Annotated in this window: 16 protein-coding genes; 10 read left to right on the forward strand and 6 right to left on the reverse strand. The window is 48.7% G+C overall.

The window, feature by feature from the left end:
* Positions 1-64: 64 nt before the first annotated feature.
* Positions 65-937 (reverse strand): LysR substrate-binding domain-containing protein, encoded by an 873-nt coding sequence (locus B3007_RS14105; protein ID WP_068439051.1) that lies wholly within the window; start codon positions 935-937, stop codon positions 65-67.
* Positions 938-1,052: 115 nt separating this feature from the next.
* On the opposite strand from B3007_RS14105, the gene B3007_RS14110 reads away from it, so the two are divergent.
* The 4 genes from B3007_RS14110 to B3007_RS14125 all read left to right on the forward strand — a co-directional run bounded on the left by B3007_RS14110 (position 1,053) and on the right by B3007_RS14125 (position 4,786).
* On the forward strand, positions 1,053-2,174 hold the full coding sequence (locus tag B3007_RS14110) for an S-(hydroxymethyl)glutathione dehydrogenase/class III alcohol dehydrogenase (protein WP_297533868.1): 1,122 nt from the start codon (positions 1,053-1,055) through the stop codon (positions 2,172-2,174).
* A 17-nt stretch (positions 2,175-2,191) separates the two neighbouring features.
* The gene (gene fghA / locus B3007_RS14115; protein ID WP_301376805.1) at positions 2,192-3,025 is read left to right on the forward strand and encodes an S-formylglutathione hydrolase; all 834 of its coding nucleotides are present in this window, start codon (positions 2,192-2,194) and stop codon (positions 3,023-3,025) included.
* A 230-nt stretch (positions 3,026-3,255) separates the two neighbouring features.
* Complete coding sequence (locus tag B3007_RS14120; protein WP_301376804.1) at positions 3,256-4,206, forward strand: SGNH/GDSL hydrolase family protein; 951 nt, start codon at positions 3,256-3,258, stop codon at positions 4,204-4,206.
* Between the two features lie 136 nt (positions 4,207-4,342).
* Complete coding sequence (locus B3007_RS14125; RefSeq protein ID WP_301376803.1) at positions 4,343-4,786, forward strand: hemerythrin domain-containing protein; 444 nt, start codon at positions 4,343-4,345, stop codon at positions 4,784-4,786.
* A gap of 44 nt (positions 4,787-4,830) precedes the next feature.
* Here B3007_RS14125 and B3007_RS14130 read toward each other — a convergent pair whose 3' ends face one another.
* Complete coding sequence (locus B3007_RS14130; RefSeq protein ID WP_301376802.1) at positions 4,831-6,216, reverse strand: PLP-dependent aminotransferase family protein; 1,386 nt, start codon at positions 6,214-6,216, stop codon at positions 4,831-4,833.
* Positions 6,217-6,329: 113 nt separating this feature from the next.
* Here B3007_RS14130 and ccoG point away from each other — a divergent pair, with 113 nt between their 5' ends.
* The 6 genes from ccoG to B3007_RS14160 all read left to right on the forward strand — a co-directional run bounded on the left by ccoG (position 6,330) and on the right by B3007_RS14160 (position 17,909).
* On the forward strand, positions 6,330-7,652 hold the full coding sequence (gene ccoG, locus B3007_RS14135; RefSeq protein WP_301376801.1) for a cytochrome c oxidase accessory protein CcoG: 1,323 nt from the start codon (positions 6,330-6,332) through the stop codon (positions 7,650-7,652).
* A 146-nt stretch (positions 7,653-7,798) separates the two neighbouring features.
* Entirely contained in the window at positions 7,799-9,367 is a 1,569-nt protein-coding gene (dptF, locus tag B3007_RS14140; protein WP_301376800.1) for a DNA phosphorothioation-dependent restriction protein DptF, read from the forward strand.
* Complete coding sequence (gene dptG, locus B3007_RS14145) at positions 9,367-10,713, forward strand: DNA phosphorothioation-dependent restriction protein DptG (protein WP_301376799.1); 1,347 nt, start codon at positions 9,367-9,369, stop codon at positions 10,711-10,713. Before dptF ends, dptG begins: the two co-directional genes overlap by 1 nt.
* Positions 10,694-15,844 carry a DNA phosphorothioation-dependent restriction protein DptH gene (gene dptH, locus B3007_RS14150; RefSeq protein WP_301376798.1) on the forward strand — a complete coding sequence of 1,717 codons (5,151 nt, stop codon included), beginning with the start codon at positions 10,694-10,696 and terminating at the stop codon, positions 15,842-15,844. Before dptG ends, dptH begins: the two co-directional genes overlap by 20 nt.
* Positions 15,841-16,929 (forward strand): hypothetical protein, encoded by a 1,089-nt coding sequence (locus B3007_RS14155; protein ID WP_301376797.1) that lies wholly within the window; start codon positions 15,841-15,843, stop codon positions 16,927-16,929. Before dptH ends, B3007_RS14155 begins: the two co-directional genes overlap by 4 nt.
* Positions 16,929-17,909: a hypothetical protein gene (locus B3007_RS14160; protein ID WP_301376796.1), complete on the forward strand. Its 981-nt coding sequence runs from the start codon at positions 16,929-16,931 to the stop codon at positions 17,907-17,909. Before B3007_RS14155 ends, B3007_RS14160 begins: the two co-directional genes overlap by 1 nt.
* Here the strand turns inward: B3007_RS14160 and dndE are convergent.
* The 4 genes from dndE to dndB all read right to left on the reverse strand — a co-directional run bounded on the left by dndE (position 17,906) and on the right by dndB (position 22,986).
* A complete protein-coding gene (dndE, locus tag B3007_RS14165) occupies positions 17,906-18,238 on the reverse strand; it encodes a DNA sulfur modification protein DndE (protein WP_301376795.1) in 333 nt (110 codons plus the stop codon). The genes B3007_RS14160 and dndE overlap by 4 nt on opposite strands.
* A 64-nt stretch (positions 18,239-18,302) precedes the next feature.
* A complete protein-coding gene (gene dndD / locus B3007_RS14170; protein ID WP_301376794.1) occupies positions 18,303-20,306 on the reverse strand; it encodes a DNA sulfur modification protein DndD in 2,004 nt (667 codons plus the stop codon).
* The gene (dndC, locus tag B3007_RS14175; protein WP_301376793.1) at positions 20,306-21,889 is read right to left on the reverse strand and encodes a DNA phosphorothioation system sulfurtransferase DndC; all 1,584 of its coding nucleotides are present in this window, start codon (positions 21,887-21,889) and stop codon (positions 20,306-20,308) included. Before dndC ends, dndD begins: the two co-directional genes overlap by 1 nt.
* On the reverse strand, positions 21,886-22,986 hold the full coding sequence (dndB, locus tag B3007_RS14180) for a DNA sulfur modification protein DndB (RefSeq protein ID WP_301376792.1): 1,101 nt from the start codon (positions 22,984-22,986) through the stop codon (positions 21,886-21,888). The genes dndC and dndB overlap by 4 nt, the downstream gene beginning before the upstream one ends.
* Positions 22,987-23,223: the final 237 nt, after the last annotated feature.

Raw genomic sequence — 23,223 nt, forward strand, 5'->3', positions numbered from 1 at the left:
AGCCGGTATACGTTGCTAAAGAGAGAGCCCTGGTACGCCGGGGCTTTTTTATTTTCGTTAGAGGTTATTGCCCCAGATGCTCGGTCAGATACGTCAGTAACACCCGTACTTTCGGTGATAGCTGACGACCCGGCGGATATAACGCCGAGATGCTTTCTTTCTCTGGGCGGAAAGGGGTCAGTACCTCAACCAGCTCACCTCGTTTTAATGCGTCACCCACGTAATGGTTCGGTAGCTGCACAATGCCTAAGCCGCGTCTTGCAGCATCGCACAGGGCTTCGCCACTGTTGCATCTCAGGCGTCCATTCACCCGCAGAATGCGCTCTCCCTGTTCATCGCGGAACCTCCAATAGTCCAGTGTGCCGACAAGGCAGTTATGATTGCGAAGCGCGTCGAGGGTCTCAGGAATGCCAGCATCATCCAGATACGCCTGCGACGCACAGGTAAACAACTGACGACTGCCCAGCCGTCGCGCGACCAGATCCGGTGTATCAATTTTGCCAAGACGGATCGCAATATCGTAGTCGTCGGCGATCAGGTCCATCTTCTGGTTGGTCAGCTCACAGTGCAGGCGTATATCCGGATACTGCTCCAGAAAAGCATTCAACACTGGCGCCAGCTGGCGCTCGCCGTAGGTCACTGGCGCTGTCATACGGATTAACCCCTGAGGTACACTCTGAAGCTGCTGCACCGCATGCTCCGCGCCCTGCAAAGCTTCTATTAACGGGCGACAGGATTGATAGTAGAGCTGTCCGGCTTCGGTCAGGTGCACACGTCTTGTCGTTCGGTACAGCAGCTTGATGCCCAATCGCTCTTCCAGCATGCGGACCTGACGGCTCACCTGTGCGGTTGAGATCGAAAGCTCAGCCCCGGCCTTGGTGAAGTTCTGCGATTCAGCGACCGCGACAAATTCGTTCACGCCTTGCCAAAGATTCATTGTTACCAATATGTAATAGTGATTTTATAAAAAGCTAGATTATCTCTATCTGGTAACGAACTACAATGGCCTCCTAATTAAAATTCAGATTTAAACAACAGTGAGGAGATCACTCATGTCCGAGACTATTACCTGCCGTGCTGCCATCGCGTGGAAAGCCGGCGAGCCGCTGTCTATTGAAGAAGTTCAGGTTGCACCGCCCAAAGCGGGTGAAGTCCGTGTGAAGATCGTCGCGACTGGCGTGTGCCACACTGATGCGTTCACACTGTCTGGTGATGACCCTGAAGGTATTTTCCCTGCGATTCTGGGCCACGAAGGCGGTGGTATCGTTGAATCCGTAGGCGAAGGCGTGACCAGTGTAAAAGTAGGCGATCACGTGATTCCGCTGTACACCGCCGAATGCCGCGAGTGCAAATTCTGTAAATCCGGTAAAACCAATCTTTGTCAGGCGGTACGCGAAACTCAGGGCAAAGGTCTGATGCCAGATGGTACCAGCCGCTTCAGCCAGAACGGCAAGCCGATCTTCCACTACATGGGTTGCTCAACCTTCTCTGAGTACACGGTACTGCCGGAAATCTCACTGGCCAAAGTAAATCCAGAAGCTCCTCTGGAAGAAGTCTGCCTCCTCGGTTGTGGTGTCACGACTGGTATGGGCGCCGTGATGAATACTGCCAAAGTAGAAGAGGGTGCGACTGTCGCTATTTTCGGTCTGGGTGGTATTGGTCTGTCGGCGGTTATCGGTGCGACCATGGCAAAAGCATCACGCATCATTGCCATCGATATTAATGAAAGCAAATTCGACCTGGCGAAACAATTGGGCGCGACTGATTGTATTAACCCGAAAGACTACGACAAACCGATTCAGGAAGTCATTGTTGAACTGACCGATGGTGGCGTCGACTACTCGTTTGAATGTATTGGTAATGTCGACGTTATGCGCTCTGCGCTTGAGTGCTGCCACAAAGGCTGGGGCGAGTCTGTGATCATCGGTGTTGCAGGTGCCGGTCAGGAAATCTCTACCCGTCCGTTCCAGCTGGTGACCGGGCGCGTCTGGAAAGGCTCCGCTTTTGGTGGTGTAAAAGGCCGTTCTGAGCTGCCGGATTACGTCGAACGCTATCTCGCTGGCGAATTTAAGTTGAGTGATTTTATTACGCATACCATGCCACTGGATGACGTTAATGAAGCCTTCCACCTGATGCACGAAGGCAAGAGTATCCGTACCGTAATTCACTACTGAACACCGGGTATTAAGTAATGGAAAAAGTCAGCGAAAACCGTTGTTTTGACGGTCGTCAGCTGCAGTTTACGCACCGCTCTGCGGTGCTTAACTGTGAGATGCGCTTCGGTATTTATCTGCCACCGCAGGCTGAAGTCAGAAATGTACCTGTGCTCTACTGGTTATCTGGCCTCACCTGTACCGATGAGAACTTCACTCACAAAGCCGGTGCACAGCGCGTGGCGGCCGAATTAGGTATGGCGATTGTGATGCCGGATACATCACCTCGCGGTGAAGGCGTACCCGACGACCCTGACGGCGCTTACGATTTTGGACTGGGCGCAGGTTTCTACGTGAATGCGACCGAAACGCCATGGTCTGAGCATTACAAAATGTACGATTATGTCGTTAAAGAATTACCTGAACTGATTGAAGCCGAATTTCCGGTGACGGATAAACGCGCTATCAGCGGTCATTCGATGGGTGGTCATGGTGCGATTACATTGGCTCTGAATAATCCGGATAGCTATACCAGTATCTCTGCCTTCAGCCCGATCTGTAATCCAATGGATTGCCCTTGGGGCGAAAAAGCGCTGGGTAACTACCTTGGCGCTGACAAGGCTGCCTGGGCGAAGCACGACGCCAGTTATCTGGTTCGTCATGCTGATAAGCAATTACCTTTGCTGGTGGATCAGGGGCTTGCGGATAACTTCCTCGTCGAGCAGTTGAAGCCTGAAGCGCTGGAAGCAGCCGCTGCAGAATCTGGCTACGCACTGAAACTCCGTCGTCATGACGGGTATGACCACAGCTACTTTTTCATCTCCAGTTTTATAGAAGAGCATCTCCGCTTTCATGCGAAATACCTCGGTTGAGAATTTCGCATGAACCTTCTCTGGGTGTTTTCTCAGAGCTTCTCTTGCCCGGCATTGCCGGGCTTTTTTATGCGTCGTTCTGGCTCTGCTTCCTATGACCATTGAAAGGAAAGACAAAGTGAGTCAGGCATGCGGCTTTTGCAGTTTCAGTCCTTGTGGCGGGGGTCGCCATTGATTATGTTTCTGGCGTTTTTACTCCAATCCCCCCAAAAAATACAAGGAATGTTGATATGCGCAAACACTTGCTTACCGCGTGTTTACTGCTCGGTACCTCACTAGCCTCCGTTGCTGGCCCTCACCATCATGGTGGGAATGTTGGAAACCCTCACGCTGAGGAAGCACCTGAGACACTTCCTGTGCTGATCGTTGGCGCTTCGTTTGCTAATGGCAAGGCCCCTTTCGATGGTGACCTGTCATCGCCCTTACTGGGCTTATCGGTTGGTACCGGACAGTACATTTCGTTAGGGGATGCGCTGATCAGAAATCGCACTCACAGCGGCTATGTCATTAACGAAGCTCAGGCTTCAGCCACGACTTTTGCACGTGAAAGTTGCCGTACCGCACTCTATGGTGGCGGTTGTAGTACCGCCCAGTCTGACAGCTACCAGACTCAGGTGTTGCGTGCCAGCTCTCGTGTTTATTCTCTAGCCGACGGCAGCTACAACGCAGAATACGTCGTTGTAACGGCCCCCAACGACTGCCTGCACTCAGATGCCTTTGGACTCCCTGAAAGCGATGCGCAACAATGTGACGAAGAAGATATGCAGGACGCTGCCGACCGTATGGTCGAAGTCGGGCAGTTGATACTTGGTTTGGGTATGACCCCCATATTCGCGCCTTATCCGGACGTGAGCAATATCGATCTGGAGCTCTTCCGTCAGAGTTCATTGTTGGAATGGACGATCTCTCCCACCGATTACCAGATGCTAAATAACATCGTTATGACGACCATTGCATCTGATCTTCCCGAAGCGCTGATAGTTGATTACTGGGCGGAATATTCTCACCTTGGTGACGGTATCCATCCAGACCTGGCGACAGTTGAAAATGCGGCCAATATTATTCTGGAAAGCATCGGTTACAACGTGATTTCTGAAGCTCCGGGCAATAGTGCCTGGGGACATAAACGCGGACACCGCCACCATGGCTTACGTGGTAACTCCCGTGGTAGTCGCCGCTGAAGGCTGTTGTTTTCTCATGCGCAACTCTTCGATCGTCTGTGAGCGCATGAACCTTTTTTGAACTTTCTGATTTTTATCGCAACTGAATTAAGGTAACCGCGATAAATTTCAGGAAGCATCAATTCAGGAGAACACCATGAGCACGATTTTTGAAAAACTACGTGAAGACCATGAAGTACAACGTGAACTGATGGATAACATTGTTTCCACCTCAGGTGACGAGTCGGCCAGAAGAGAGCAGATGAAGTTACTTAAAGAAGAATTGACCGAACATGCTGCCGCAGAGGAACGCCATTTTTATTCAAAGTTAATGGCGCACGATAATAGTCAGGATAAAGCACGTCACAGTGTCGCAGAGCACAAAGACATCGATGATCTGGTAGAAGAGCTGGAAACTATCGACATGAGTAGCCCACAGTGGCTGCAAAAGTTTAAAGATCTGAAGCATCTTGTTGAGCACCATCTCGAGGAAGAAGAGCAGGAAGTTTTTCAGGTGGCAGGTAAAGAACTGACCGATAACCAGAAAGAAGTTCTGGCTGAAAAATACGACAACGATATGGAGCGTCGTCGCAGCGCCTGATATCAGGTACTGAGTGTCTTAACTGAGCTAGCTATCTGAACCAGCTAGCTGAGTAGTTTACCAAGCGCCGACAGAGCTTTCTGTCGGCGGCTATTCCAGGGGTGTGCGAAACTCAGACGCATGTAATTTCTGAATTTATGCTTTGTTGAAAATAGTGTACCCGGTGCAATAAAAACGCCCTCATTTTTAAGCTCTGGGAACAGTGCTGAAGTATCGCAATCTCCGTGCAATTCGACCCAGAGAGTTAAACCTCCTTCCGGAATTCCAACATTCTTAACAGCAGGCCAGCCCCGAACTCGATCTGAGAGTTCATCCCTTTGCTGGCGTAACCATTTTTGTTGTCGTTTCAGATGCGAATCGTAGTCCCCATTGGAGATAAATTCCGCAAGCCCGTTCTGTACGCTTAAAGGGCTGGCTAATTGAGTAACCAGTTTTAATTGCAGTAAGGCCTGTTGCCAGCGGCAACCACTGATCCAGCCGATGCGCAGGTCTCGGGATAAAGACTTTGAGAATGAGCTACATAGAATGACACGCCCAGTCTGATCCAGTTTCTTAAGTGGATCAGGCGTATACGAAAGCGCCGTATCGGCATAGATATCATCTTCAATCACCGCAAAGTCACGCTGCTCTGCAAGTTGTAATAAGTGCTGGCGTTCGGGCTCTGGCATGACAGCCCCGGCGGGCGTCGAAAAGCAGGGAGAAACGATGCAGGCTTTGATTGGCCACTTCTTTGATGCCTGCTGCAAAGCATCGACTGACATCCCCGTCAGTGGTGAGGACGGTATTTCTATTACCTTCAGCTGCAGTTGTTCTAACAACTGCAGAGCGCCATAAAATCCGGGGGATTCTACTGCAACGACATCACCGGCTTTGCAGGTGGCCATTAGTGCAAGAAACAATGCATTCTGGCATCCGGCAGTAATCATCAGATCGTCAGAGCTAAGCTGACAGCCCCTGCGTTGTAGCCTGATTGAGAGTTGTTCACGCAGCACGAGTGCCCCGGCAGGATCATCATAATAAAGATGGCTCTGGCCACGCTGGCGGCGCATTACCCGGTTAATAGAACGATTGAGTATTTCCAGCCCCTGAGTGTTCTCTCCGCCGGCGCCGGGCACTAAATCAAAAGCCGCACCATGCTGCATTAAGTCCATCAGTAGCGGACTGACCCGGGCGGCGACCGGCGCAGTGGGGCGCGTAATCGCGGGAGCCTGAGCTTCCCGGGGCAGTACGTAATAACCAGAGCGGGGTTTCGCCAGAATCAGTCCGCGGGCTTCCAGGCGGCTCAGCGCGTGAAGAACTGTCCCTTTGGCAAGATTATGTTTCTCGCATAACACTCGTACAGAAGGCAGCCTGTCGCCGGCATTCAATCTGCCTTCGACTATCTGCTCAGCCAGTAAGTCTTCGAGAATCTGATATTGATGAATCTTCATAAGGTTAACTGTACCACTTAAATTTTATAAAAGTGTGCCTTTTGTGGTACAGATGGGGCGCGTACCCTCACCTCAGCATAGAGAGAAAGCTGTAATCTGAGGAGGTAACAGGTATGCAAAGAATTCCAGCACTGGATATTACTCCCGCTCAGTCCGGAGAGAAGATACACGTAAGGTTATTCTCCGGCCGCTTTCAGACACTGCGCCGCCTGATCAGCTGGCCGTTGCTGCTCGCATACTTTGGCCTTGCCTGGGTCAACATCAATGGGCAGCAGGCGTTACTGTTCTCGATTGAAGACCGCAGGCTATATTTCTTTGGCACCCAGTGGGGCTGGCACGACTTCCCGGTACTTGCGGGTGTACTCATTATCGCTGCCATTGCGTTATTTGCGGCATCGGCTGTGGTGGGCAGAATCTGGTGTGGTACAGCGTGCCTGCAGAGTGTCTGGACCTGGCTGTTCCTGCGCGTCGAAGAAGTGACCGAAGGCCCAGCCTGGACGCGTAAGCGCATGGATGAAAAAGGCCTCACCACAGAGCAACGCCTGCGCAGGGTCAGTAAGCATGCGCTTTGGTTACTGCTTGCCGCCGCGACTGCCATCACCTTCACCGGCTACTTTGTACCTGTTCGTGAATTAGTGCCTGAAACCCTACTGGGTGAGGTGAGCCTCGCAACAGGCATCTGGCTCACCACCATGACAGCACTCACTTACCTGAATGCTGGGCTGGTGCGTGAAAAAATATGCCTGCACGCCTGCCCGTACTCGCGCTTTCAGAGCGTTATGTTCGATGACAATACCCGGACAGTTACCTACGACAAAACACGAAGCAGCGACTGTATTGATTGCAGCCTCTGCGTACAGGTATGCCCAACGGGGATCGACATTCGCGATGGCCTGCAGGCTGCCTGCATCGACTGTGGTGCCTGTATTGATGCCTGCGATAGCGTTATGGATAAAATTAAAAAGCCGCGAGGATTAATTACCTACAACTCGGTAGAAAAAATTCGCACAGGTAACAGCCCTATCCTGCGAACACGCACTCTGGCCTACGGCGTAGTGATTAGTGTGGCTGTCGCTGTTCTGGGTAGCTTTATAGCCCAGCGCAATAGCATCGTCGTCGACATTCAGCGCGACCGCCAACAGCTTTACTATCAGACAGTGAACGACCAGACCTGCAACAGCTACCAGCTCGAAATTGAATACTTTGCACCGGGCAGCCACCGTGTCGCTGTCGCGATACAAGGCCTGAAACAGGCTCAACTGTTGGGGCCTGCAACACTACTGGTGCCTGAGAACGGCGTCGCAACGCAGCAGTATCAGGTATGTGTAGACACAGCGACGCTGAGTCGCGGTGCGTATCGCAGTGATATTGAGTTTGCAATTACGGCAGGCGATGAAAAGGTGATGCGAGGAACGACGTTTATTGTGGGGCGGTAAATATCCGATACACCAATCTCGAATGGAACAGATTGTCATCTCCCTTTGCCTAGATGATTAGCGCCAACATCGGTATGCTTGTAGGCCTTGTACTTCCGTGCTTTCACCTTAAGTGCGTTACGTTAGGCCTACGAGAATCGGTGGATATGGATTTCAAAACACTGCTTGATACCTTGGCGCGCTCGTCAGCCGAGGCAGTCTCTACGCTCTCAAAGTCATCCGATGAAGTAGAAGAGCTTCGCTCCTACCTTTACGTTGAAACTGAGATCGAACGTCGCTTCGTTGAAGCCCTGAAGACGACAAACTCTGCACAATCAATCATCTTCCTTTGTGGTTCCAGTGGTGACGGCAAGTCAGAGATCCTGCGCAGGCATCACGACTTATACAAAGACGACTTTCTGTTTCATCTGGATGCGACTCATAGCTTTAAGCCAGATCAGAACGCAGTCGAGGCGCTGAACGAGTTGTTTGATCGACACAGAGAGAGCAATAAGCCCCTAATCGTCGGTATCAACATCGGGATGTTGTTTAACTTCCAGAACACCGGTGATGTACGTCATGAGGGTGTTAAGGAAGCGATAAGCCGATTTATCAACGGTGAACGTGTTTTTGACCAATACCAGTTCCTTAGCTTTGAAGATTACCCTAAGTTTTCGCTTGAGAAAGGCGCGGTTGGCTCTGAATTTATCTCAGAATTACTTGGAAAAGTGACTGCGGCTGACGAAAAAAATCCCCTTTACAGAGCTTATTCAGAAGATGAGGCGCACCATCAACAACTGATCTATGAGAACTATCGTATCCTTCAAGAGCCTGAAGTTCAGGCTTTGATTGTGCAGACCTTGTTGCATGCGCGCCTGAAATACGATCAGTTTCTTTCAGCACGGGCGTTATTAGATTTTATCTATAACCTGATTGCTGGTGACTCGGTACTGTTTGATAATCTGTTTCTAGCTCCGGGTGATGGCCTGGCAGGTAGTATGGCCAGTCTTGATCCGTGCTTACTCCGTTCACAGCGCATCGACGAGTTTGTCGTGCAGCGTTCTCTAGAGGTCGAGGATGCTGAGTTTAATGAATTTAAGCTCACATTCATGGCGAAGTATGGATACTTCAACATGGAGCCAACAACCTGGATTCGTGCGTTCTATGTAATGAAAGACGTATGTATTGGTAATAATTACCATAAAACCTTTATTGCAGATTTTCGCCGTAAATTATTCGAAGACTACATACATGTGTGGCAGCTTCACCAGGCGCTGGACGACAAGAAGCAGCTACGTGAATTCTACGATAAGACGTTGATTGCGAGTCTGGTAAAATTTGCCAACCGCCTTCTTACCGGCCTTGGTAACGATTCAATATACCTGGCAGAACGCAATGGTGTGACCATCACTACTAAAGTTCGGATTTTGATGGATACCAAAGGGCTCACTAGCCCGATGTCCAGCCAGATTCATAGCTTTAATGCAGCTATTAAGGTTGGCGAGGAGGCAATCAAACCGTTCCCTGTGACGATTTCATTCCTCGAGTTGGCCGAACGCATAATGTCTGGCTACCGGCCAAACAGACACGATAAAAATACAATTGTGATTCTCGAAGAGGTCATCGACGAAGTGACTCGAGTTGCTTCAAAGAATGGCGCGTTAAACTTCATCCGGAATAATAGTGAGTGGTCGCTGCTTCTGGAAGATGATGAATTTGTCGTGGAGGCCTGCTGATGAGCCTGAAGGAAAACCTGCAGGCAGTGGCATCTGCAGAAATTAAAGACCGGAATTTTGTAAACCATTTCCTCACGTTTCGTCAGCAACGTGGGGAAAAAATCAGTGATCCCGATGTTATGGCGGTCGCTGGTGAGTTGCTCTCTATCGCATGGCGAAAAGCGCTGAAGAAAGGGGCTACGCTAGATAAGTTTACCGAAGCCTGCATGGCCCGCTTATCGGCAAAAATTGCTGATGATGAGTTCGAAAGCCTTTTGCAGCAAATGTACTTCGACAACGATGCCAAAGGTCTCTTTCAGGTATCACCTGAATTCATGCTATTCAAATCGGGTAGTGCATCTTCTGGCAATACCCGCCATGTCGGGACTGTACTGGGTAATATGCTGCTTTCCAGACCGGAAGTAGCTCAGGGAAGCCCTGATAATCTCAATTTTCTAGAAGCCGAGCTATTAGCTGAGCTTCAGTCGAGCATCACGCCGTACTCACCGCCTGACGCAACAGAAGACTATCTGCCATTTATGGGCGAGGTATTCGCCGAAGACCTTGCATTGCTGTGTTCCTATCCTGGATACATGATGCAGAACCTGAAAGCCTTCGTCTCGTTATACAACTTTCTATACAGTGCTCAGTTGGCGATGAATCTTCGCAGTTGGCGCACAGACCCCAGCAGCAAACCGCTCTATTTCATCATGGATACGGAGCGTGCCAGTAGCGAACGTACCTATGTGCGGGAGGCTTTAAGTTCACTTCTGGATTATGTAGAAGACCTATTCCCTGTCTTGTCGGCCCTTGAGTACTTGAACCAGCCGGAGAGTAAAGAGGCGACCCGGTATCCATTATGGAAGCACTATCAACATATCCAAACACTGCCTGTTGAAGAGGTTCGCGAAATCAACTCGGGCTTAAAGCGATTTCTTGAACGCTATCGTGAGACCCGTGGGCGTGAGCCATGGAGTGATGAATTAAGTACATCTGAAGATATCTTCAAAGCCATCGTGGCTACGTCGAAAGAAATTTTCAGTCAGGCCCGCTCCAGCCAGTTAACGGTTAATCGCAAAGTGGTTGCTTCATTCGAGACTGAAGTGGCCCGTCATTTTATTCAGAACCGTAAGCGCGGTGGGCGAGTGCTGATTATGAATCAGGATTACCTGTTACTGCTTACGAACCTGGCAGTAGGTAGCAGAGAAAAGCTTCAGTATCAGCAGTTGATTGAAGAGTTTAAGCGCCGGGGCGTATGGTTTGATCAACAATCACAGCAAGCATTAATCGAATTTTACGAGCGAGTAGGAAATCTCGAGCGGATGAGTGACAGCGGGGATGCGGTATATGTCCGAAAAACAATTTGAAAGTTTTCTCGTAAGCCATTTGAAAGGCTGGTTAGCACAACGGCTTAAGTCAGGCGACCGCTTTCAGTTCCGGTCTACTGACCCAGAAAACACCGTACGCCTACTTGTAGCATTACATGATGCTTCCGACGGGACATTTCAGGATGAAGGTACCAGTCTCAGCTATCTGGACGTAAATGGCATTCAGGTACTGATTGCCGGACATGCCGATGAAAAATCAGTAGCAGAGGGCTGCTACACCGATAACTACCTGGCCAAGCTTCGAGATCGTGTTGTAGAAGATAAGCGCGCTTTGATCATGGTGCACAATAGCTCACTCGATACTATTACCAACAGTACGTTCGATCTTGCCCACTCTGGTGCTATCTGGTCTGTTTCAAGTATCCGGAATCTGCTCGAAGGTCTGATTGATAACAGTATGACCAATCGGGAGACCTCTAAGTGTCTTCTCGATCTACAAACTAAGATTGTTGCATCGGATGGTGCGAGTATTTTTGGCTATCGTAGTCTCTACGAGTCGATGATCGACGGAGATCTTCGCTTCGATGAGCTGGGTTTATTTAATGACCCGCACCTCACAGACACCTGGGGTGGTAGCACAACCGCTCCAAATCAGCGTCAGATTGAACGCAGACTCGAAGAGAATCGTAAACTCCGGGCAGAGATTGAATTTGAATTAGAGCACCACCCAGCCGAACTGGAAGATCGCTTAAGTCAGTTTGGTGGGATGTTTGTAAAAGATAACTTCATAGACAGCGATGACTGGAAGAATCGTACCTATGACGAATTCGTGACAGAAATTCAGAAGCAGAAGAAACAAGCGCTGGAATTTCTCGACGTTGAAGCCTTAACAGGAAACCTTCAGCGACGCAGTAAGAAAGAAACGACAGCAGGACAGAGAGAGCAGAATGTCCTTCTTCAGGTTCCTGAAGACCAAAGCACCTTTCAAATTGATCTGAGATTTTCTGGCGCTCGAACAGAAAAAAGCGAGTTCGAGATTCAGCCAAAGAGGGTGGCTAAGTTACTGGAGTTGAGCCATAAGCCTAGAGGTAACAACACGACGTTTACTATCTCAGGTGAGCTAACTTCTGAACCGTTGTTTTTCTCCGTGCGTACTAAGCGTGAGCTGTCCAGCGAGCAATTCAAGTTTCAATGCCTGGTGTTGCCAGAGGGCAAGTTCTGCTTTGACGATATCATCAACAAATACCTGATCAAGGCGACTGGCAATCGTGCGCCATCTCTAATCATTCAGTCAGACGTTCAGGTACTGGTGACAAACCCAGCAATGGAATCGTCAGTCACACTGAAAGAAAACGACGAAGTCATCGACGTTAATGAAGTGGGCATGCTCGACTATCAGCAGATTTATGATGAATCGGATGAAGTCCGCTTCATTCTGAAAAACGGTAATACCGAGCTCCCGGTTCAGGTAGAAGGAGAGTCTGCTAAGGAGTCGCTCACCCTGCCACTTCTGATGGATACGTCACGTACCCGCAACATGCTCAACGACGACTATTACGGCGTTTACAAAGAGTCTAAGGGAACTGTCGTTGTTGAAAACCAGGAAGTCATGCAGCTGTTCCTGCGTAAGCAGCTACTAGACGCTGAATGGGAAATTATCGCGTCAGAGCTGGTGTATTGGGATGCTTCTAAAGAGAAAGGCTTACCCGCTTCTGGCTTAACTGCATTCCCTGAACTTCAGAATCTGCACCAAAGCTATATCGCGTTTCTCCAGTACTTCAAAACAGGTAGTCGCCGTACCTTACCTTCTCTTGAGGGATGGGGGCCGGCACTGGTTAAACTGGCGAAGAAGTATGTTGCTGAATACCTCGCTTATCTTGAATCGGTCGAACGTGGTAAGACGTTATCGTCTGGTACTAAGTTTGTGATGAAGCTTGGCACTGCCAGCATTCGCGATACCGAAGATAACCGGGTTAAGAACTACCTGACACCGTTCCATCCATTGATTCTCTCTTACTACCTGTATCTCATTGAGAGCATTCAGGTGGACGGTGACGACCTGAGCTTCCGCAATCTGCCGGAGGTAACGTTAAAGCGCTTAACTGCACGCGGCCTGATTCCGCATCTGTTTGATGAAGAACAAAAATACAGTTACACCCAAACCGTCGATGAGAATGCCTTCTGGCTTGAAATAGTACCTCGTGAAGACAGCAGTTTTGACTACATCAGCAAACTGGTACGCCACAAAATTGAAGAATTCACCGAGACATTTTCGCGTCTGTTTGATTCGGTTTCCTCAGCCCCGGTGTTGATTAACTCAGTCAATAATGCCGAGAACCGCGAACTCTTTAGGGGCTTGCTTGCATACTATATGGAGCATCTCGAAGAAGGGCGTTATATCCACGTAAATCTGTATGACGACGAAGAGCTGGAAACCGAGTTCGACCTCTTCGCTGAGATGGCTACCTACGACGACATCAAAGACCGATACGATCTCGACAAAGGTAAGGCCAAGCGCAATACGGATACTATTGTCGATGTACTACGCACCCGTCTTACCTTCAGTAAGTTCCTCAATAGCAAGACAGAGCAGCAGACATACGCGCATCTGACGTTCTTTAAGAATAATCAGGTGGTCGACGCCCGCGATAACAACATCGACGAGCATCTCTCGGGTGTTGCTTGTGGTGGCTTATTGAATGGCGAATCATCCCGCAGCGAGAACGACGCTTACTTCACCGCGTTTGGCCTGAAGGGCGTCGATTACTCCGATAAGCCGCACCTTAAGATTGCACGTTTATTCGGTGCCATGTGGCGGCCTTCAAAGCTGAATAGCGATTCCTATCACGAACACTCCGCGATCAGTCTGGCAGTCAGTGATTCAGTGAAGCAATTGCTGGATAAGTCTTACGACAGCTCCGTGTGGGTAACGATTGTTGATCCGAAAGTGACGCTGGATTTCTTCTCGAAGTCAGACGACGTCATTCTGATTCACTATTCAGATCAATACACCAGCTCCGCGGGCTACGATGCGATTACCGTTACCAAACAGTCGCAGTTGTATCGCAGTGTTCTTGGTGCCTCCGGTGAGAGCCTGATTCGCGAGTTCAACGCGTTCAACGGCGAGTGGCTTCTGCAGATGGTCAATGATCCAACCAAAGAGAAGCTAGGCAAAGAGGGCGTCATTGCTTCGTATAAAGCTGTCGCAGCTATGTTATCCAAATCCGATATCTGCTGGGTGCCATTATCCGTCGCCGAGATGATTCGGGTTGCAGGTAATATCGGCCTGGCAATGAGCGATTCGGACTTCTCCCGTCATAACCTTGGAATCAAGCAAGGTGCGATATCCGACGATGTACTGTTCGCTGGCTTCAAAGACGGCAAGCTATACCTGTTACCCGTTGAGTCGAAAGCGGGCGCTCGCCCTAACTTTGAAAAGGCGCGTAAACAGGCTCGTGAATTGAAAATTTATATGGAAGGTCTGCTTGGTCAGGATAATCTCGCTGGCAGATTGTATCGCGGCTTGTTCGTTCGCCAGGTACTGTTACAGGTAGAGAAATATCAGCTCTACAAAGTATTCAGTGATGACTATTTCGACGAAATACTGTCAGCACGTGAAGCGTGGCTCGAAGGAAGCTACGCACTGGCACAATTGCAAAACTACCCGGCGGGTATCGTCGTTGCACATCTGAATACAGACTCGTGCGTAACAGAGCGCTACGAAGAAATTGAAGGCATCCTCGAAATCGACATTCCAATGACTAAGCTCGCAGGGCTTGTGCATCAGCCATACGAGGCATTAAAAGACGAGCTGCGTGCTGGTCGACTGTTGGCCGTACCTGAGCAGTATATTCTTGGTGATTCAGTCGCTGATGCGCCTGTGACTCAGCTGCCGATGAAAGATGATGAATCGCAATCATCTGATGATGGAATGACTACTCCATATCCGGAATCAGAGCCTGAATATCCGAAAGCGGCAGAACCTGAGGCAACCCATGATGTCTCTGTGCCGCTTGCCTCGCCTGAACCAACCAGGCCTCTGGTGATTAAGTTTGGTACTGACGTTGCCAATAATCAGGACGTACTCTGGGAGCCGACGAATACCGAGAAACTTTTCAACACCAATACCGGCATCATAGGCACGATGGGCACGGGTAAAACTCAGTTCACCAAATCTGTAATCACTCAGTTGGTACGTAATCAGCACAACAACGTGGGTGGTACGCCTATTGGCATACTGATCTTTGACTACAAAGCAGATTACATCAAAGATGATTTTGTCAAAGCGACCGGTGCGAAAGTATTTGACCTGTATCGACTGCCGTTTAACCCGTTGGCAATCTTCGGTAACAGGCCGATGCAACCGATGCATACTGCGAACCTGTTTAAGACAACTGCGGCTAAAGCGTTTAACCTCGGCATGAAGCAGCAGAACAAAGTACGAACGCTGGTAATAGATGCGTACGAAGCAGCAGGCATTACACCGCAGGATAAGAGCACATGGGGGCGTCTGCCGCCAACTTTGGCAGACGTATGGGCGGAATTCCAGGCACAGGACAAGATTGAGCAAGACTCGCTCTATGCTGCACTTGATGATTTGATAGGTTTTCAGATCTTTGAGCCCGATAGCAGCAAAACTAAGTCACTGTATGATCTGGTCGACGGTGTAACCGTCATCAACCTGTCAGGGTACGACCCAAGCATACAGAACCTGGTGGTTGCGCTGACGTTAGACCTCTTCTATACGCAGATGCACCAGCAGGGTAGCTCGAAGCTCGATGGCGACTTCCGCCAGATCTCGAAAATGATCCTCGTAGATGAAGCGGACAACTTCATGTCCCAAGACTTCGAGAGCTTGAAGAAGATTCTCAAAGAAGGGCGAGAGTTTGGTGTAGGTACGATTTTGTCGACTCAAGAACTGACGCACTTCAAAACTGGGGATAACGACTACTCGACTCTGATCCTTTCCTGGGTGATTCATCAGGTGGCGAATATCAGGTCCCAGGAGATCAAGGCGATCTTCAATACCCAGAAGAAAGACGACGAAGAATATTTTATGGGACAAATCCGTAAGCTAGAGAAGCATCATAGCTTATGTGTGGACGGTAAAAAGAAAGTAGCTAAGATCAAAGATTTGGCGTTTTGGGAAATAATTGAGCAAGTGTTATGAAAAGTAATCAAAAACTTCAATGGATTCATGTCGACGATCTGAGGTTGGATGTAGAGAATCCTAGGCTTCCAGACTCATTATCTAGAAAATCTAGAGATGAATCCAAAATCATAAACTGGATGTTACAGGATGCTTCCCTATTAGAGTTGATGACTGCAATATCTGAAAATGGTTTCTTTGTGGGTGAATCTTTACTAGTTGTGAAAGAAAATGGTCAAAACGTTGTTATCGAAGGTAATAGACGTTTAGCAAGTGTTAAGCTTCTTAATGATCCTGAAATAGCAATTGTTCATTCAAGAAAAGTAAAAGAGGTAGTGTCGAATTCGAAAAATGATCCGGATGAAAGCCTTCCTTGTATTATTTTTGAATCACGTGAAAGTATTGAGCAATACCTTGGGTATAGGCATGTCACAGGCGTAAAGTCTTGGGGGGTCTTGGCAAAAGCCAGGTATCTTAAGACCTTGGCGAGACATTCTGAAGGTGAAGATATATCAGAGTTATCAAAAGATCTGGCACGAAAAATAGGTAGTAGGTCAGATTACGTTAGACATCTATTAGTTGCTTATGATGTATACGAAGTGGTCGTTGAAAATGGTTATTTCCGAGTGCCCGGATTGAATGAAACCACTATTCATTTTAACTATTTTGTTGATTCTATTCGTCGAGAAAATGTTCGCGAGTTTCTTTGTGTAGACTTAAATTCAGATTTTCCTGTTAAGAACTTGAATATTGATAACTTGAATGAGTTAGTGCATTGGTTCTTTGAAAAAAATAGAGATCTAAAGACCAAAGTTAAAGGTGATAGTAGTAGTTTATCTGATTTAGATGATGTTCTTGGTAGCGAGGTAGCACTAGAGGAATTTAGAAAGACAGGGTCGATAAATGAAGCGATAAAGTATATTTCTCAAAGTCCAGAAACGTTTACAGAAGAACTTGAAATCGCTCTTGATTGTTTGAAACGTGCGAATAGCTATATTCATAGAATTGACTCTCATGGCAAATACGATATGGACCTCCTTCGTGAAATTAGAGATTTGTTGTCGACCATGCGTGGGGCTATGTTGAACAAGGAAGAAGACTGGTAATGTTGAGAAGCGGATTAATTCAGTTTCCTGGTGAGTCGAAGATTAATGCACATTACTTCTGTGATTTCATAGAAATACTCGCTTTGGACGCCAGTGGTGATGTTGTTAGTGTCACTGATGTTGTAAATAAAATACTTGAAGATGATGACTTAGCAATTGATAGCGATATTGAGCAGGGCACCAGTGAGTATTCAAGTAAGATTGATAGATTGAGTTCTGAGGTGGAATCTTGGTTTTCTTTATTGGCGGAAAGATCGTTATTGTTTGGTAAGAATTACCCTTACACAATTAGTGATCAGTCAATAAGATTGAGATGCACATTATCAAGAGATAAATTGATCTATTTGTTTTTCTTATTAGCATCGAATCTCAATTTTATTGAGTCGGGTAAGCGAAAATTCTTAACAACAGGGTTCGAGAATCTTTGTTGTATAGCTTTTAAGAGATACCTGCCAGTGATATCTCAGGTTTTTGTTTTTGGTAAGTCTTCTGCGACAGATTCAAGATATACAGGATCCAAGAACGAGAAAATAAAGAAACTGGCAAGTGACCTCGGCCTTGATTATGTTGAGGGTAAAGGAGAGTTTTCACCAAAAGATCACGGTGATCATGGTGCCGATATTGTTGCTTGGACCCCATTTCACTCGGATGTGAGTAAAGATCGCATGGATATATATTTGGGGCAGTGTGCTACAGGAAAAAAGTGGCTTGCAAAACAAAGTGAGGTTAATAAGTTAAATAATAAAATACACGGTATCGATAGGGCTAGGAGTGTACTTTTCATTCCATATGATATTCGCAATTACTCTGGGTTTTTATTTCATGGACACGAACTCACGGTTGACTTGCTGGTTGACCGATATAGGTTATGCAAGCTTCTAACGCATCTGAATACAAATTGGATCGATGCATACCGAGAAATAAAGATGATCTTAGAGGAAATCCGATCGTTGCCTGCCTATTTGTCATCGAGATACTAAGTTATGGCTGTTAACTTTGATGGTTCCACAATTAATGCCCCATCATCCACATGACACCCCCAAGCCTTGTAGTAATCCTTCGCTTCAAGGTTTGGGTACTTCTGTTTTAACATCATCTCGACCACATCCCCGTAGTCACCCAGCCAGGTGTACTTATCCAGTTCGCGTTGAGTGAGCTGGATGTCTTCGCCTTCCCAGGTGAAACCACGTTCAATGGAAGCAAAAAACGCCAGGCGAGCGCCTATGTTTACCGTCAGGCCAGTGTTGTTTTGCAGGCGACGCAGTGAGGTGAAGGCTTTTTCTGAGATTTTCATTTTCTGTGGCAGCATGGTTTTCTCGTTTTTCTTCTTTCTCAGTTCTTAAGTGATTCTGGCACATTTGGCTTTGGTTAGCTTAGTGACGCCAGAAGTAGCCTTCGTAGTATGCAGAGCTTCCTGCTTCGGGGTCGTATGCGACTTCAAACGCGTGCGATATCTCAGGGGACAGCTCTTTGTAGAAGTCTTCATCGACTTCGGTATCCGTAGATAAAATCAGTACCTGATGGCTCGCCGTCGGGAAGTAGTTTTTCACCAGATTTTCGCGGTGACGTGAATCCAGTCGGCCCAGTGGTGTATCAATAATGATCGGCAGGTTGCGGCCAGAGGTACGGCCAAGCGCTTCGAGCATGGCGATGGCGTAGATCTGCTTTTCACCGGCGGATAGCTTCTTCTTGTCGATGATATTGCCTTTACCATCAACCAGAGACACGTTAAATGTATCCGGGTTGATCTTAGCGGTGATCATCAGGTCGTCTTTGCGAGCGAGCTTGGCGAAAGACTTGATGAATTCCTGTTCGAGCGTCTGCAAGCGATTGGCCCGGGTCTTCTCTGCAAAGCTTTCGAGCATTGCGCGAGTGCGGTCTGCCAGTGTCACGGCTTGGTTCAGGTTGCTGACGCTGCTGAATTCTTTCTCTTTGTCTCGCAGTTTGCGCAGGTTATCCATCGCATCGCGAAGAATTGCTTTCGCTTCTTCAGTCTTCTGCTTAACCTCTACCTGACGTTGGCCAAGGGTATTTTCGATATCCCCCAGCTCGGTAACAAAGGTAGAGATCCGACGCTCATCAGGCGCACGTGACAGGTTGATACCGACATTCGCCAGTTCTTCTTCAACCGATTCCAGCTCGCTAGACAGTGTCTTAACTCGCGCTTGCTGCTCGGGCACTACCTTAGTGATCAGGTGATTCAGGCGGTTGAATTTACTGTCTGAGATATCGTGAATGATCTCTGTGTCTGCGGCGTTATTTGAAGCAGAGCTGTCTGCGATAGAGGCAGTAATAGACGTCTCAATAGTCTTCTGGTGTTCTTTACCCAGTGCCTTCAACAGCGCTTGCTGCACTTTATTGAGTTGCTTACGCAGTTCAACCTGAACGACGAGTTGGCGCTTGGTTTGTTGCTCTGCGGAGAGTTGCTTCAGTAATGCCTCAAGCTGAGTCTTCGCTAACGCCAGAGGCGCTGCATCAGCAATCAGGTTTCTGATTTGAGTCTGCAGTTCATTGCGCTTGGCGCGCAGCGCTTGTTCTTTGGCTTCTGCTTCTTGTTTATTGCTTGCCCACGCACCGCCGAGTTCGTTGATGTTCTGAGTCAGGCGCTCTTTAGTGGCCTCAAGTTCGGTCGATTCAATCTTGAGTATTTCAATGTCAGACAGCTGTGACTGATACTTCGCATACAGCGATTGGTAATTGGCTTCGAGAGACTCCATCTCTTTACGGATGTCAGACGGTAGTTTGTCGCGCTTCTTGTCGCGCAGGTAAACACCAAGGTCAGCTTTCAAGCGATCAATGATATCGAGACCGAGCAGGCGGTTAATCGCGTCGGCTAGAGCGGCGTTATTATTGTCTTCGGCCAGTTCTGCGATTTTTTCGCCATCGAAGAAGAACAGGTCGGCAACACCAATAGGAATCAGTTCATTCAGAAAGGCTTGTTTCTGCTGATCCGTCAGGTTCTGCAGGTATTCACCGTTCTGATAGATCTCGACGTTTTCAAAAACGCTGTTACCACGAACTGTCCATACTCGCTTTACCGTATAGTCGATTACTTCACCCTGACGGCCGAAGTTAAAATCGAGTTTCACACCGGAGGTATTCGGGGTCAGCACTTCGCCTTTCGGCTTATGAATCGAATCGATCAGGAACTGATGGTAAGCCTGAACAGACACGGCGCGACCAAGGCTCTGCTTGCCATAAAGGGCAAGGCGCACTGCGGTAAGTGTGGTGGTTTTGCCGGCACCGTTTAAACCACCGAACAGAATAATAGGGCGCTTACGGTTGTATTTAACCCGCGGCTCAAGATCGACGTAGTTTTCGTCGAAGCTGCCCTGGAATACACCAAAGTCCTGAAGGTAGAGGCTTTTTAAAATCATTACTTCAGCGCCTCGTATTCTTTCGTCAGTGCTTTCAGTTGTTCGTCATAAACCGACTTCAGGTGCAGGTCGGTGCTTTCGCCTTTCAGTTCGTTCTTCAGTTTATCTTTGAAGTCGGAGCTATGAGTCGCTTCGGCTTTTGCTGCCTGAATGTCTTCCAGTGTGCCCCAGTCGTTTTTAAGCAGACTTTCAATTTTGCTGAATAAGCCCTGGCGACGGCTGAGGCCATCCATAGAGAGCTCGAGTTCCAGCAACTTCATTACGAGTTCTGCCGGTACGCCATTTTGAGCGGACAGTTCGTTAATCAGGTCTGCATCTGCTTGCGAGAATGCGCCGCCATCATGCTCAACCCAATCAAGGTCGTTGCCGTATACACTGCGATAGATTTTCGGCAGTTCGTCAGACCAGTCCGGCTCGTTCGGATCGAACATCCACTCGCGGCGAATCGTGTGCAATTCCTCTGGGCGGATCAGCTGAATTTTCCGACCTTCTTCGATCAGGTTCTTCTCAATCGTTAAGAGTTCTTTAAGCCACTTCTTTCGATATTCGAGAAGATACGGTCCCGGAATCGTCTTAATTTCTGTGATGTTATCGTTGTCGACAGCCCCGCGCGCGTAAGACACTCGGCCTGTGCGACGCTTGAAGTTACGTACTTCATTTTTGTTTTCTGGCAGTGTTGTCTTGTAGAGCTTATTACGGAAGCTCTTCAGCTTTTTCAGCCAGACTTCGCCTGAGTCAATCAGGCCTTCGATTGCGCGGTCTTTGGTAACAACGGTACAGGTCCAGCAACCAAAACGTGAGTTACCACAGGATGGGGTGTTGGTGTCGATAACGAGAGGGCACTCACCAGCACTGGAATCTTTGTATAGCTCGAACAGCTCGAAGTGATCACCGCCCCACGGTGCGGGTGCGCCTAGCAGGTACATCCAGACTTCGTCAAAGGTCCAGTCTTCAATCGGCATGTAGGTAAATGCGCCGGGCAGAGAAGAGTGACGAGCCAGCGATGAGCCTTCGATCTTGTGTTTAGCAATGACCTGAGCACGGGAAGCGCTTTCCTGGCTACGCGCACCCAGTACAACAATCACCTCACCGAAGCGGGCGATTTTGTCCTTGATGAATTCGCTCACTGGGTCAATCTTCATGCGCTCGGTACACCAGCGGAAGCTTTGGGTCGGTGCGGGGTAGCCTTTACCCAGCAGGTTTACCCAGAAGGTTTCTCCCCACGCAGGATATACAACATGGGCCGACATCGGCAGGCCCAGTTTCTGAGCGTTTTCATTGATCGCTTCGATAGAGCTGCTGATCATATCGACGACCATCGGCGTTTCGACCAGTGTGTCTGACGAGATAACGTAGATGTGCTTGTGACGCTGTTTTTCAGGCAGACGGGTTAAAGCAACATAGATCAGTGACAAAACAGTCGTGCTGTCTTTACCGCCGCTAAAGCCGATCACCCATGGTTTGTCGTTCTCGAGGTACAGGTTCTGGATTTCCTGTATCAGGTCGAGTGCGGGGCGTCCGGCAAATTCGGAGGCCTCGAGCATCTCATCCATGCTTGGGAACAGTGTTTCTTTTTGGCTCATGAGTTCAGCTGATCTTCGATTTGTTGCTCTTCTGCACCCAGTGATACTCCGAGTGCGCGACGTACGACGTTCGCGGTCAGTACGGTGTTACTTCGTGTCTTGCTTAGCTTTCCGTGGTTATCCATAGCGCGCCCGCGCCAGAGCTTCACGTTGGAACGGCTCCAGTCGATGTCCTGCAAGCCTGACAATTTGGTCTTCCAGTCGTTAGGAAATTGACGGATTAAGTCAGAGCCCGCAGCCCCGAGAGCGGCTAAGCCAATACCGTGTGCGTGTATGGACTGCTCACGTAATTCGGAGGTCGAAACCTTGCGGGCCATGGCATCTTGCCAGTCGCGCATGTTACTACAAACGGCATCCCAGTACTCGGCAGCAACGTCCATTTCGTCCTTGGATATTCGGTCTCTTGCCGTTTTGCCTAGTAGTGCTCTGGATGCCTGCTTTATGCTGCTGAGAGTGAAAAGTTTGCTGCTACGTTTTGAGAGGCTGTTACTCTCAAGATCCGTTAACGCGGTGAAGCAGGGTACAGAATCAAAGACGTAACGAGCAAGGGCTGATCCTCCATCACGCTGATCATATAGCGTACTTAATGAGTCGGATGGACGCACAGCATGTTTGTTCAGGTCGGCGAACATCTGCTGGCTTCGAGCCAGACCATCGTCAACGAAGAACAATACAGGGATATTGTCGTGCCCGAGCTCATGGGCCTCTTTGACTGCTTGTTCGATTGCTGCCCGGCGATGCTGGCCATCATTCACCAGAATCTGAGTATCCATAGCAATGGATAACATGCCTAGGTTGATCGCCGGGCCGGTGTCAGCCATAGGTTCGAAATTAACTGCACCATCCACAGAAGCTGTGATTGCCGAAAGGGTATAAGAGTCAGGATTTTCGACCAGGTACTGTGCAATATCCGGTACCCGACTCTCATTCAGGCGACGTTGCGCTCGCAGTTCTGGCGGAACGACTTCTTCATCGAATACGAATAGCTTTGGCACCAGGCGCATCGGGCACATAGCAATGTAGCAAGGTCGACCGGCCTGCATACCTCGCACTGCGGGGAATTTGTGTGTGTATTCGTTGAGTAGAGACGTTGCCATGTGAAAACTCCCTGTTTGTTGTAATTTTCGAGCGGCGGGGAGTATTGCACGTAAAAAACCACGAACACAAGTTTTTCTTTTGAGAAGGTCTCGGGTCTCTTCTGGTTAGAGGAAAAGCATCGTAGACCCTGCACTTCGACTTGATTTATTTTAAGTTGGGGTCAAACGTGAAATAAGGGCATGTCTTGTTATAGGAACTAGAGATATGTCAGTTGTCGGGGATATGATCCCCTTATA

It is taken from the genome of Thalassolituus sp. UBA675, assembly GCF_002297765.1.
In the GTDB taxonomy this organism is placed as follows: Bacteria; Pseudomonadota; Gammaproteobacteria; order Pseudomonadales; family Oceanobacteraceae; genus Thalassolituus.

Bases quoted from the DNA above. Each gene is read 5' to 3' on its own strand.
- dptF (WP_301376800.1), top strand. From the start codon at position 7,799: ATGGATTTCAAAACACTGCTTGATACCTTGGCGCGCTCGTCAGCCGAG.
- B3007_RS14125 (WP_301376803.1), top strand. From the start codon at position 4,343: ATGAGCACGATTTTTGAAAAACTACGTGAAGACCATGAAGTACAACGT.
- fghA (WP_301376805.1), top strand. From the start codon at position 2,192: ATGGAAAAAGTCAGCGAAAACCGTTGTTTTGACGGTCGTCAGCTGCAG.
- B3007_RS14130 (WP_301376802.1), bottom strand. From the start codon at position 6,216: ATGAAGATTCATCAATATCAGATTCTCGAAGACTTACTGGCTGAGCAG.
- B3007_RS14120 (WP_301376804.1), top strand. From the start codon at position 3,256: ATGCGCAAACACTTGCTTACCGCGTGTTTACTGCTCGGTACCTCACTA.
- dndC (WP_301376793.1), bottom strand. From the start codon at position 21,889: ATGAGCCAAAAAGAAACACTGTTCCCAAGCATGGATGAGATGCTCGAG.
- dndD (WP_301376794.1), bottom strand. From the start codon at position 20,306: ATGATTTTAAAAAGCCTCTACCTTCAGGACTTTGGTGTATTCCAGGGC.
- ccoG (WP_301376801.1), top strand. From the start codon at position 6,330: ATGCAAAGAATTCCAGCACTGGATATTACTCCCGCTCAGTCCGGAGAG.
- B3007_RS14105 (WP_068439051.1), bottom strand. From the start codon at position 937: ATGAATCTTTGGCAAGGCGTGAACGAATTTGTCGCGGTCGCTGAATCG.
- B3007_RS14160 (WP_301376796.1), top strand. From the start codon at position 16,929: ATGTTGAGAAGCGGATTAATTCAGTTTCCTGGTGAGTCGAAGATTAAT.
- B3007_RS14155 (WP_301376797.1), top strand. From the start codon at position 15,841: ATGAAAAGTAATCAAAAACTTCAATGGATTCATGTCGACGATCTGAGG.
- dptG (WP_301376799.1), top strand. From the start codon at position 9,367: ATGAGCCTGAAGGAAAACCTGCAGGCAGTGGCATCTGCAGAAATTAAA.
- B3007_RS14110 (WP_297533868.1), top strand. From the start codon at position 1,053: ATGTCCGAGACTATTACCTGCCGTGCTGCCATCGCGTGGAAAGCCGGC.
- dndE (WP_301376795.1), bottom strand. From the start codon at position 18,238: ATGCTGCCACAGAAAATGAAAATCTCAGAAAAAGCCTTCACCTCACTG.
- dndB (WP_301376792.1), bottom strand. From the start codon at position 22,986: ATGGCAACGTCTCTACTCAACGAATACACACACAAATTCCCCGCAGTG.
- dptH (WP_301376798.1), top strand. From the start codon at position 10,694: ATGTCCGAAAAACAATTTGAAAGTTTTCTCGTAAGCCATTTGAAAGGC.